The sequence below is a fragment of the Caldalkalibacillus mannanilyticus JCM 10596 genome (assembly GCF_000615945.1).
In the GTDB taxonomy this organism is placed as follows: domain Bacteria; phylum Bacillota; class Bacilli; order Caldalkalibacillales; family JCM-10596; genus Bacillus_AT; species Bacillus_AT mannanilyticus.
Genome location: NZ_BAMO01000003.1, coordinates 180,638 through 191,920 on the forward strand (window position 1 = coordinate 180,638; position 11,283 = coordinate 191,920).

Annotated in this window: 13 protein-coding genes and 1 pseudogene; 2 read left to right on the top strand and 12 right to left on the bottom strand. The window is 41.6% G+C overall.

From position 1 onward, the window contains the following. Position 1: 1 nt before the first annotated feature. The 10 genes from nagB to JCM10596_RS23535 form a co-directional block, all read right to left on the bottom strand. The gene (gene nagB, locus JCM10596_RS03040) at positions 2-751 is read right to left on the bottom strand and encodes a glucosamine-6-phosphate deaminase (RefSeq protein ID WP_025025874.1); all 750 of its coding nucleotides are present in this window, start codon (positions 749-751) and stop codon (positions 2-4) included. 12 nt (positions 752-763) lie between these two features. Then, the gene (gene nagZ, locus JCM10596_RS03045) at positions 764-2,392 is read right to left on the bottom strand and encodes a beta-N-acetylhexosaminidase (RefSeq protein WP_025025875.1); all 1,629 of its coding nucleotides are present in this window, start codon (positions 2,390-2,392) and stop codon (positions 764-766) included. 33 nt (positions 2,393-2,425) lie between these two features. Next, on the bottom strand, positions 2,426-3,160 hold the full coding sequence (locus JCM10596_RS03050) for an SIS domain-containing protein (protein ID WP_025025876.1): 735 nt from the start codon (positions 3,158-3,160) through the stop codon (positions 2,426-2,428). Positions 3,161-3,203: 43 nt separating this feature from the next. Then, on the bottom strand, positions 3,204-3,938 hold the full coding sequence (locus tag JCM10596_RS03055) for a GntR family transcriptional regulator (RefSeq protein ID WP_025025877.1): 735 nt from the start codon (positions 3,936-3,938) through the stop codon (positions 3,204-3,206). A 58-nt stretch (positions 3,939-3,996) separates the two neighbouring features. Further along, entirely contained in the window at positions 3,997-4,224 is a 228-nt protein-coding gene (locus JCM10596_RS29945; RefSeq protein WP_234410380.1) for an ABC transporter permease family protein, read from the bottom strand. After that, positions 4,185-4,346 carry an ABC transporter permease subunit gene (locus tag JCM10596_RS29950; protein WP_234410381.1) on the bottom strand — a complete coding sequence of 54 codons (162 nt, stop codon included), beginning with the start codon at positions 4,344-4,346 and terminating at the stop codon, positions 4,185-4,187. Before JCM10596_RS29950 ends, JCM10596_RS29945 begins: the two co-directional genes overlap by 40 nt. Next, positions 4,307-4,876: a carbohydrate ABC transporter permease gene (locus JCM10596_RS29955; protein ID WP_234410382.1), complete on the bottom strand. Its 570-nt coding sequence runs from the start codon at positions 4,874-4,876 to the stop codon at positions 4,307-4,309. Before JCM10596_RS29955 ends, JCM10596_RS29950 begins: the two co-directional genes overlap by 40 nt. A 24-nt stretch (positions 4,877-4,900) precedes the next feature. Then, on the bottom strand, positions 4,901-5,764 hold the full coding sequence (locus JCM10596_RS03065) for a carbohydrate ABC transporter permease (RefSeq protein WP_025025878.1): 864 nt from the start codon (positions 5,762-5,764) through the stop codon (positions 4,901-4,903). Positions 5,765-5,859: 95 nt separating this feature from the next. Then, positions 5,860-6,006 carry a hypothetical protein gene (locus tag JCM10596_RS29400; protein WP_159102297.1) on the bottom strand — a complete coding sequence of 49 codons (147 nt, stop codon included), beginning with the start codon at positions 6,004-6,006 and terminating at the stop codon, positions 5,860-5,862. Positions 6,007-6,035: 29 nt separating this feature from the next. Further along, positions 6,036-7,145 carry an ABC transporter substrate-binding protein gene (locus JCM10596_RS23535; protein ID WP_051541152.1) on the bottom strand — a complete coding sequence of 370 codons (1,110 nt, stop codon included), beginning with the start codon at positions 7,143-7,145 and terminating at the stop codon, positions 6,036-6,038. 252 nt (positions 7,146-7,397) lie between these two features. Between JCM10596_RS23535 and cuyB the strand changes: the two genes are divergently transcribed. Together cuyB and JCM10596_RS27400 are read left to right on the top strand one after the other, a co-directional pair. After that, positions 7,398-8,075, top strand: coding sequence for a cysteate racemase (cuyB, locus tag JCM10596_RS03075; protein WP_025025879.1), 678 nt, complete (start codon positions 7,398-7,400; stop codon positions 8,073-8,075). An 18-nt stretch (positions 8,076-8,093) separates the two neighbouring features. Continuing rightward, positions 8,094-10,502, top strand: a complete 2,409-nt coding sequence (locus JCM10596_RS27400) for a YheC/YheD family protein (protein WP_025025880.1) — start codon at positions 8,094-8,096, stop codon at positions 10,500-10,502. Positions 10,503-10,516: 14 nt separating this feature from the next. Here the strand turns inward: JCM10596_RS27400 and JCM10596_RS29960 are convergent. Then, positions 10,517-10,816 (bottom strand): annotated as a pseudogene (locus JCM10596_RS29960) (flavin reductase family protein); the annotation flags it as partial. Positions 10,817-11,013: 197 nt separating this feature from the next. Then, the coding region (locus JCM10596_RS28555; RefSeq protein ID WP_148302493.1) for an RNA-guided endonuclease TnpB family protein at positions 11,014-11,283 on the bottom strand (270 nt) is incomplete at its 5' end.

An 11,283-nucleotide genomic window follows, 5' to 3' on the forward strand; every position in this document is an offset into this window, starting at 1 on the left:
CCTAACAAAACTCCTTTATGTTTCCTACTAGCTGAGAGCCAGCTTCTCGATCTACCAAAACAATAACATTCGGATGAAGCCTTAAGAAGGAAGCAGGAATATCGGTTGTCACACCTGTATCGAAGAGTTTGCGGATGATTTCTGCTTTTTCAATTCCTAAGGCGAGTAAGAGAATTTTTTTTGCCGACAAAATCGTTCCCATCCCCATTGTGATCGCATATTGCGGAACTTCTTCCTTCCTCTCAAAAAAACGTGCATTGGCTTCAATCGTAGCTTCCGATAAACGAACCAAATGAGTATCAGCACTCAACTGGTCGCTTGGTTCGTTAAAGCCAATATGACCATTGCTTCCAATTCCAAGCAACTGCAAATCAATTCCTCCACAATCGGTGATAAATTGCTCATAAGACCGGCAATATTCCTGAACATGAATGGGAGTGCCAGAAGGAATATGAATCCTCTCTCTTGGTACATTGATATGTTGAAACAATTGCTGATGCATAAAAGTATGATAGCTTTGTGGATGATCTGCTGCTAAACCATAATACTCATCAAGGTTAAACGTCCTGACTTGGGAAAAGTCGATTTTCCCTTGCTCATACCTGCCAATAATCTCCTTATACGTATCAATAGGAGTACTTCCTGTTGCCAATCCTAAAATACTATCTGGTTTTTCTGAGATGGCTTGCTGGATATGATCCGCCGCTTTACTTGCCACCTCTGCACATGATTCAAGTACACATAACTGCATGATCTTTCCCTCCTATGTCATGTTAACGCTAGTGTGAGTCCACCCAAAAGGGTATTGAGGAGAAATGGACACCGGCAGCTTCCCTTGAGCCGTTCGTTGTCCTACTAATACCTTGGCTAATGACTTCATCGCAGTAGGACGATTTTCGTAGCAAGTAAGATAGGATTTAACCTCTGGAAATTCGAGTAAATCATATGGATTTCTTGCCGCAGCCACAACGAGAAGGCACTCTTCTCTCTGTGCCAGCTCCTTCACAATGGCAATTTGACCTGAGGAGAAAGTGGCATTATAGCTGACAAACACGACTTGAGAATAGTTTCTGCTTCGTTCGAGCACTCTACTCCTCTCTGCCTCTATTGGATGAACCCCTATCCGCTCCTCCTCGACAAAAGAAAGATGGGAAGATAAGCAAGCCCCAAGGGTTTCTTCTTGTTCGATGACTTCATCTACCTCCGTACTGCTTCTAACCTCAGTCCAAATGACATAGGTCTTCTGATCCTTTAATGGCAGCTGGTTCTCATCCTTTACTAACGTGATACTTTTCTCACTCAATTCCTGAACACGCCTCTTATCCTGTTCATTTCCTAGGTGATTCAGCACTTCGCCATATGGGATCTGATGAATGGTTTCCCCTATCCTTTTCTCTTTAAGTCGAAGGATTCGTTCCACTGACTCATTAATTCGCTGCTCTGTAAGGCGTCCACTCTCAACCGCTTGAAGTACTTGTTCCATCGCTTTTTTCTGTTTTTCGAAGGTATGACTGACCAGAATCAGATCAGCTCCTGCTTCAATCGCTAGAACCGCTCCCTCCTCCACTCCTACTCCTTCTGAGATGGCTTTCATCTCTAGACAATCCGTCACAATGAGGCCAGAATACCCTAATTGTTCACGGAGTAGGTTGGTTAAGACCTTCTGCGATAAAGTAGCAGGAAGAGGACTGCTCTCAATGGCAGGGAAAAGAACATGAGCCGTCATGATCGCATCGACTCCCTCCTCAATGGCTCCTATAAAGGGGACCAATTCTACCTGAAAGAGCCGCTCCAAAGGATGTTGAACACGTGGCAGTTCATAATGAGAATCTGTTTCTGTATCTCCATGTCCTGGGAAGTGCTTCACAGTAGCCGATACGCCTGCTTCTTGAAATCCTCTGATCGCTGCCCTCCCCATTTCCTTCACTAAATCAGGGCTTTCACTATAAGAGCGAACACCTATCACTGGATTTAAGGGATTGTTGTTCACATCAATGCTAGGGGCAAAATTCATATTGATCCCCAATACCTGTAGTTCCTTCCCCGAAATCCGAGCCGCCTCATACACCCCTTCCATATCTCTCGTAGCTCCCAGTGCCATATTCCCAGGGGTCAGTGTCACTTCACGATCGATTCGAGCGACCATTCCACCCTCTTGATCAATGGAAATATACAGAGGAATGGAAGATGACTTAGAAGCGAGCTGTTGAAGCTCCGCAGACAACTGTGCCACCTGCTGTACATCTTTGATATTTCTTCTAAAATAAATGACACCACCCAGATGGTAGTTTTCAATCAGTTCCTCTATTTCCTTGTTCACTCTAGGTCCATGAAAGCCACACATAAACATTTGTCCTACTTTTTCCGCGATACTTAGGCCCTCCAGTTTCATCTCCTTCAATCCCTCCCTTTCCCTTCACCTCTATCAGTATTTTAATAATGGAATTCTCTCTTTATAGCGGTTAATAAGAGCTTGGTTATGTTCATCTGAATGATCAATATTCCCACTAAGAAAAATAGGTGGAGTTCCCCCATTCTCTGCTACCAGAGCGATAGCCTGAGCACAAACAGAGTTCAATATAGCGATATTAACAATAGATGAGATGGAGGCAAAAGGAACAGAGAGATCAGCATGCTTCATGACCGCATCCCCTTGTTCCACATGGTTATTAATGGCAAGATCGACACACTGAAATAAGTGCTTATGATCTTTGTGACGGGATTCTAGCGTAGAATAATGGAACGAGGTCAAGGCGATCACAAAACACCCCTTCGCTCGGGCAGAGAGTGCGGCATCAATGGGAACAGAATTTCTGCCAGATGTAGAAACCACGATAAAAAGATCCTTTTCTTCAATATGCTGCTCTTCTACAATCTTCGTTCCATAGCCCTCCTTCTTCTCTAATACGGAAGACCTGACAGCCCCTTCGTGCAGCATTAAAGGCTCTACTAGGATCGGGTTGACCGAAGCAAGACCTCCAGCACGATAAAACACTTCCTCCGCCATCATATGGGAGTGCCCGCATCCAAAAACATGAATAATACCATTTCCTTCGATAGTTTGTGCCATTCTCTGTGAAGCTTCTTTGATTTTTTCTGTTTCCCATTCAATCATTCGATCCAAACCTGCTTTTATTTCGCGGAAGTATGCTTCAATCATTCCTACTACCTCTCCTTACCCATACTCTACTTTGATCGTTTTATTAGGCTTTTAAGTAGATTTCAAACTTATGCTTATCAATTCTATAGATGGCTTTCGTATACTCAATAATCTCTTCATCAATAGAATACGTGGTTCTTCTAAACAACAATGCCAGTGCATCCAGCTCTAAGCCCAGTAGGTTTCCTTCATAATCACTCAATTTAATTGGCTCTACCGTTTGCCTTGCATAATGAGGAATTAAGGAATAACGTTCGCGCAAGACCTTATATAAGGAATGCCCCTCTATACATTCTCTGGTCAAATTAAAGCAAATAGCATGATTTAGCCAGACCGTTTCAATAGCATAGGGAACCTGATCAACGATCCTCAAACGCTGGAGTTCAATAACCTTTTCCTGTCCTGCCTTCAATTTGAGCTCCTTGGCGATGTTTTTTGGCGCATCAATAATGTCAAAGGAGATGATCTGGGTATCTACCTTATGACCCATCTGCTCCATATGCTCCGTCAAACCCTTTAATTCAGATAACTGATGCTTGGGTTTGGGCTGCGCCACATAGGTTCCTCTGCCTTGTTCACGATAGAGCACCCCTTCATTCACTAGAGACATAATCGCTTCCCGTGCTGTCATTCTGCTAATCCCGTGAATCTCACAAAGCTCTCGTTCTGTGGGAATGGGATCATTAGGCTTAAGCTCCTCGTTATCAATCATTTCTTGTAAAATTTCTTTTAATTGATGATAAATTGGAACGGGATTGCTCTTACTGATTTTTCTCACTGTTCATCATCACTCTTTCTTCTTAGATAATTAACGAACCTGTTCGCTCTTGGTCACATCAGCCTTTGACCGCCCCTGCTGTTACCCCTTTTTCGATATACTTCTGAATGAAGAGGTAGACAATTAGAACAGGTATGACTGTTACAGTAACGGCAGTAGCCATCAATCCGTAGTTGGTTCCATACTGTGAACTGATAAAGGACAGTAAGACAACAATCGGCTTGATTCCTTCATAGTTAACAAAGACTAAGGAGGAGAACAAGTCATTATAAGACCATAAAAACACAAATATACCCGCAGTGCAAATGAAGGCTTCGCAATCGGGACAAGAATTTTGGTCAATATCCCAATCCTGCTACATCCATCAATCAAGGCTGCCTCTTCCAATTCTTTGGGAATGGTTGCCATATAACCAGATATGACAAGCACTGTGAATGGTAGAAATCCCGCAGTATGAGGATAATAAGAGCCCAGTAGGTATTTACTAAACCTAATTTTATTAAAATTTCATATACTGGCACAACGGTTCCAAAGGACGGGATTAACAAGCTTAACACCAGCATATTCTGGATGAAGCCACGTAAGCGAAAATGGAATCTGGATAACGCATACGCTGCCATTCCTCCAAATAATAAGGTAAAAAAGACCGTGCCTCCAGACATAATGAAGCTATTCATATAGCTTTGACCAATATTAATCAAACTAAATGCCTCTTGATAATTTTCCAAGGTAGGATTCGTTGCCAGGGAAAACGAATCACTAATGACCTCTTTCGATGTCTTGAAGGAGTTATTCACCACCCAAACCAAGGGAGCGATCGTTGTCAGTGACCAACCCAGTAAGCAAAGATAAACAAAGGCTCGCCCCACCTTAGAGCGAATAAGCGAAACCTGCAACCTTTCCCATGCTGTCTTTTGTTCAAACGAAACCTGTGGCATGATTTAGCACCTCTTCATTTCTTATTAATATGTGACATTTTCACGCTTTAATAAGCGATTGGTCAGCATAGCCAAGGCTACACCAAAAATCACAATATAAACCCCGATGGCGGCTCCATATCCTATATTCTCACTGACGAAGGTTGCCCGATACATATACGTTCCCAGCACCTCTGACGAGTTGAGGGGTCCGCCTTTGGTAATGATATAAACCAGTTCAAATACTTTGAATGAACCGGAAATCGCTAGGATAAGACAGACCTTAATGTCACTCCAGATCAGGGGCATGGTAATATACAAGGTTTTCTTAATCCCAGTAATCCCTTCTAATTCAGCTGCCTCATAAAAATCATTAGGAATTTTCATAATAGCGGTTAATAAAATAACAAAATAAAATCCTACATACTGCCATACTGTAGGGATGGCTACAGCAATAAGGGAAAGCTCTTTCGTCAACCATAGGACCGGTTCAAAGCCTAACCCTTGAAGAATACTATTTAACATGCCATTCCGATAATCATAGATTAATTGAAACAATAGACCGATCGCCGCCCCTGAGATTACCACTGGAAAGAAAAAAGTGGTTTTAAAAAAAGCTTTACCAAATCGAATAGAATCTACCATCACTGCTAATATCAACGCAATTCCAACCTGAAAGACAAGGACGTAGAGCATAAGCTCCAAGGTATTGAATGTCGCTGTGCGTAATACTTCATCCTGAAAAAGACGAACGTAATTATCAAAACCAACAAATTCAGAGGTAAACCAATTTTTCTGATGCTGAAAGCTCTTTATAATCCCTTTCACAAAGGGATAATACAGGAAGACACCTGTAATCAGAATCATTGGCATTAAAAACAAAACAATATACTTTTTATCGCCTTTCATATGATCACCTTTAGGTGTAGATTTTTTGTCACACATTTACTTGAAATAGCTTCGCCGCTCTCGATGTAGAGCGGCGACAAAGCAAGGATCATAAACTAATTTAACGGTTTCGCTTCAGACAGCACCTGCTCGGCTGTCTTCTCTCCTGCGGCAATTTGTGGTACATTCATGCGAATATGCGTAAAGGAGTCTTTGGTAATCACAGAATCGACAGGCATCGAATAACTGCTGGCATTCGCCATCATTTCATGCCCAGATGCTTTGCCAGGGCTTAAGCCTCTACCGTTACCTTCGCAGCAGGAGGTCCACCATTGGCTGTAGCATATTTTTGAATATTTTCTTTCGACGTTAAGAACTTCAATAATTGAATGGCAGCCTCTTTCTTCGGTGATTCATATGCTTTCGTCGTGATGTAGAAACCAGCACTAAATCCACCAATTACATCCTGCCCTGTTCCTGTACTCCCTTCCATCGCTGGAATCGGAAGAACTACTACTTTCTCTTGCATCTCTTCTGATAGTCCCCCAACAGCCCATGAACCATTGATCATCATGGCAGCTTGTTCTGTATCAAACAAATGTTGTGCCGTAGCATCATCAATCGTATTCGCATCTATAGGAAATGCTCCCATCTCTGCATGCTTCTGAATCACTTCTAATCCTTTTTTCCAAGAATCATCAAATGGGTTCTGATGTCCTGCTGGTCCACCTGCCGCCATCAAATAATGCTCAATCAAATACCAAGATTCAGGTAAGGATTGACCAATTGGAATGATCCCTTTTTCTTTAAACGCTGAAATCGCCTTCTCATATGTAGCCCAATCTGTCGGAAGCGCAATTCCATATTCGTCAAACATGGCTTTATTCACAATAAGACCCTCATAGAAACCGTTTACAGGAATAGCGTACAGCTTACCATCCTTTTCTTTCATCTGTTCTAAAGCAGCTTCATGGAAGCCTTCCTTCCATTCTTGATCTGCATCTAGCAGTTCTTCCATCGGGATAACCTTCCCTGCTTCTACAAAACTAGTGGCATTCGCCCCATTAAAATAAAAGACGATCTCAGGCTCGTTCCCCGAAGAAAAATCCGTACTTACCTTCGTATTAAATGCGTCACCTGCCGTCATTGAATCATTGATAATCTTAATCCCAGGATTCTGATTTTCAAACTCTTGTAAAACATCCCGCAATACACTTGTTACAGGGTCTGTCCCACCAAACATCGTGACAATGCGAAGCTCTACACTTCCATCAGCAGTCTCAGGTGACGAAGTCGAATCTGTTTGTTCACCGTTAGTAGCCGGTTGCCCTCCTGAACACGCTGTCAAAAATAGAGAAAGAAGCACTACTACAGACAAAACAAGATTTAGCCTTTTTTTCACTTTCTTTTCCCCCTTCTGTCTTTTTTGTATGGATGTCATGTTGTCTATACCAATATTATTATGAATATTCCTACCAGTCAATACTTTTTTCCTATAAACTAGACTCCTTTCTCCACTTTTCTACAATCCATTCTCTCAAAAGATAAGAAAAGCGTTTATACCAATCCTCTTTTCTGTGAATATCCTTATTCTATAGACACGTTATATCCATACGAGAACTAGATCCTTCATGTAGATAAGGAAGTGAAACACTTGAGCAAAACCGTTGGAATCATTGGAGGGATGGGTCCCTCAGCTACTGTTGATCTCTTTCAAAAAATCGTCCAGCACACCCCTGCAGCAGCCGATCAGGAGCATGTAAAAATACTAATCTATAACAATCCCCAAATCCCTCCACGAAGCTTAGATGCGATTAGCCCCTTACCCGAGCTTATTAGATCAGCAACCCTCTTAGAGCAAGCAGGTGCAGATTTTCTTATTATGCCCTGCCACACCGCCCATCTTTGGTATGAAGAAATAAAGAAATCAATCACAATTCCCTTTTACAGCATGATCGAAAACACAGCACAGGCTCTTCTTGAAAAATACCCTCAGCAAGTAGAGATCCTTCTACTCGCTACAAGCACAACCCTTCATAGCGGACTCTATCAAAAAGCGTTAAACAGGACATCCGTAAAGCTATTCACCCCTACTCTAGAACAGCAGAAAGTAGTCGATCAAGCGATCAAACATGTCAAGGCTGGCAGATTACCCAATAAACCTCTCCAAGACTTACAGCAATTATTAGTAGATTATCAAAAGGAGGGGGGATCGGCTGTTTTGGGCTGCTGTACAGAAATCCCACTCATGTTTCCTTATTTTCAAGTAGATATGGACCTACTTGACCCCACTCTCATGCTTGCTTTATTGGCTATTCATAAGGCTATGTAAAAAAAGGAGGAACTCATTGTGAAGAAAACTCGCTCCTTGACAATTCCCACCATTGCTATAACGGGCAGTTCAGGGAAAACAACAACAAGAGAGTTTATTTCATCTATTCTTGAAACGAAATGGAAAATCTTAAAAACAATAGGGAATAAAAATCTGCCCTACCATACCAGAGATACCATGAAGAAGCTTCGTCCGTTCCATCAAGCCATACTGTTTGAGCTAGGAATGGGGCAGCCAGGAGCAGGGAAGAAACATTGCCAGCATTTCCTACCCAATATTTCGGTCATTACCAATATCGGCTCTGCTCATTACGGAAATCTGGGGAATCATATTACCTCGACTGCCAAAAACAAGTCAGCACTTATTAAATATATGGACCCAAAAGGAACCCTCCTGCTTAATAAAGATGACCGGAACTCTAAATATCTAGACACCAAAGACTTTAAAGGAAAGCTGATTACAATAGGTTCAAAAAATGAAGCTGACTATTGCGCCAAGGATATTGAATATACCGAGCAGGGAATGAAATTTAGAGTCAAGCTTGCTCAGAAGGAAGAACGTTTTTTTATTCCTGCCTTCGGGATCCACAATGTGTACAATGCCTTATATGCCATTGCCATTGCCGATCATCTACAATTTTCTGTTGCCGACATCAGAGATGGGTTGCGCAAATACAAGGTCCCTTACAAGCGCTTAAACTTTGTCCCTCTACGAAATCAGGCGACTCTTATTGATGATTCTGTTAATGCTAATCCCCAATCCGTTATGGCAGCTATTGATGTGATGAGCGACATGGAAAAAGAGAAGAAGAAAATTGTGGTTTTAGGTGACATGCTTGAGTTAGGCGAACATACAAGAGAAGGACATAAAGAAGTAGGTAGATATTTGGCAAAAAAGAAAATGGACACGATTTATACCTATGGTCAAAAAGCCAAGTGGATTGGAATAGGAGCTGTGAGCGCTGGTTTTCCTGCCACACATATTAAGCACTTTAACGACCGTCCCGCCCTTCACCATGCTTTGGAAAAAGAAGTAGACAATAATCACTTGATTTTGGTCAAAGGCTCCAGCCTGATGAATATGAACGAAACCGCCTCTCATCTCTGTAATCATTATCTGTATTCCGTCAGCATTGATCCAGACTTATCTCCTGGTCTCATTAAGCTTAATCAGCAGACTTTCACCCGTCTACAGCTGGAGGATAATCACATTACGTTGCGCTTTGGTGCTGTTTCTAAGAAACTAATGGTTCAAATTGATCCACGTCTAAAGCTAGGGAAGATGGTCATTTCCAATCAGCTTACCCCACAATTTACAATTCCTAACCTCCCCTATGATTGCTATATCAAAAACAATGAACTTGTTGTTGGCCCTGTCATTGGACTTCTCGTGCTCCCCAAATACATGAGGGACCCCCAGCAGCAATTGGCTCGTTTTGCTCATTACCATCAGATCAAAGGGCTTATATACCTATTTAAACTAAGTACTGTTCACAAACAAAAGGAAATGGTGTCAGGCTTCTACTATCATCCAACTAAGAAGACATTTGTTCAAGGAACCTTTCCCTATCCTTCAGTCATTTTCAATCGAGTACCCATGAAGAAGAAGACCTATCAGCATTTCAAAAAATCGAAGGTGACTCACATCTTTAACTATCCTTATGGCAACACAAACAAATGGACATTCTGGAAGCAGATATCGGAGCAGCCAACGATCAAAAAACATCTCCCTCATACAAAAGAGTACAAAAACATCCAATCAGTGCTTAACATGTTAAAGAAACATTCTTCTATCTACTTAAAACCCGCTACGATGGCTGGAGGGAACGGGATTTTTAGAATCCGCTATCGCCGGAAAGGGTATCAATTATCCGATCATCTGGGTCAGCACCATAGAGTAACCTCAGAAGAGGCATTAGCTTCGTTAATCAAAAAACAGTTGGTTTCGGGTAAAAAATATATTCTCCAACAAGAAATCACTCTGCCTTCCCTTCCTCATAAAATAGACTTTAGGCTTTATTTACAAAAGGATCGCAGCAGAAGGTGGAGATTCTCAGGCATGGAAACCAAAGTAGCCGAAAAAGGAAGCGTCATTACAAATTCCCAGAACAGAAAGAAAATCATCCCTGGTCACACCGCATTAATGGAAATCTATCAGTTAACGGATAAACAAGCCACTCGAAAAATAAAAGAAATAACCAAGGTTTGTATTGAAATTCTGACGACCATGGAACGCAACGGACGAAAGATTGGAGATGCAGCCATTGACCTTGTTATGAATAAAGACCATTCCTTTTGGATCTTAGAAACCCAATTTAATTACGCAGCAGAAATTAAGCAAGACCGAACAGAAGATGAGAAGCAAGTTCTCCCCGCTATCCTGCCTATTCCTTTTGAATATGCTAGAGCATTGGCAGGGTTTCTCTAGGAAACTGTCTACGTCTAGACTTCAGATCGAAAGGTTTGACCTAAATGCTTCCCTTGAGCAAAATAATGCCGAAAGTTATAGATTAGCGGACTCCATTTAACAGGGTCAATATAATGATCTTCCTTAATCATTTCTTGGTGTGCATGCACATGTATAGCTTACGTTTCAACAATGGCAAAGTCAGGAGAATCATCAGGAATTCGAATGTGCCTTACCTTTGCCTCAATTTGAATAGGACATTCCATAATTCGAGTAGGTTTGACCGCTATAGATTCAACAGGTGTCAGCCTACTCGCTTTATATTTGATCTTTTTTCATATTTTTTCCTCCCAAGTTGTCTGTTTATTCTATTGTAGAATTTGAACTACTCACCACTTAACACCCTTTCGAGTTGTTTGAAGTGGGAGATTCTTGGGAATAGAGCGTACTTGTTAGCCTATTTCTTCGCCAACAGAGGTTTCTCTTATTGACCAAGCTATCCCCGTAGATTCCTACGGTTCTATATTTTTGTTTAAGCCAAAACTAAGGTTTTTAAGCCTTCGGCTAGGATATTTTTGCTGGCATTTATATCTCTATCGTGATGTTCGTAGCAAACAGGACAAGTCCAATCCCTTATTTCAAGAGATTTCTTGCCATCTTGATGTCCGCAATGGGAACATATCTGACTAGACGGAAACCATCTGCTTATTTTCAAAATTGTTTTACCGTACCATTTCGCTTTGTATTCTAATTTAGTTACAAAGGCAGACCATGATACATCTGAGATTGATTTTGCTAACTT

Bases quoted from the DNA above. Each gene is read 5' to 3' on its own strand.
- nagB (WP_025025874.1), bottom strand. From the start codon at position 751: ATGCAGTTATGTGTACTTGAATCATGTGCAGAGGTGGCAAGTAAAGCG.
- nagZ (WP_025025875.1), bottom strand. From the start codon at position 2,392: ATGAAACTGGAGGGCCTAAGTATCGCGGAAAAAGTAGGACAAATGTTT.
- JCM10596_RS03050 (WP_025025876.1), bottom strand. From the start codon at position 3,160: ATGATTGAAGCATACTTCCGCGAAATAAAAGCAGGTTTGGATCGAATG.
- JCM10596_RS29950 (WP_234410381.1), bottom strand. From the start codon at position 4,346: ATGGCAACCATTCCCAAAGAATTGGAAGAGGCAGCCTTGATTGATGGA.
- JCM10596_RS29955 (WP_234410382.1), bottom strand. From the start codon at position 4,876: ATGCCACAGGTTTCGTTTGAACAAAAGACAGCATGGGAAAGGTTGCAG.
- JCM10596_RS03065 (WP_025025878.1), bottom strand. From the start codon at position 5,764: ATGAAAGGCGATAAAAAGTATATTGTTTTGTTTTTAATGCCAATGATT.
- JCM10596_RS29400 (WP_159102297.1), bottom strand. From the start codon at position 6,006: ATGGCGAATGCCAGCAGTTATTCGATGCCTGTCGATTCTGTGATTACC.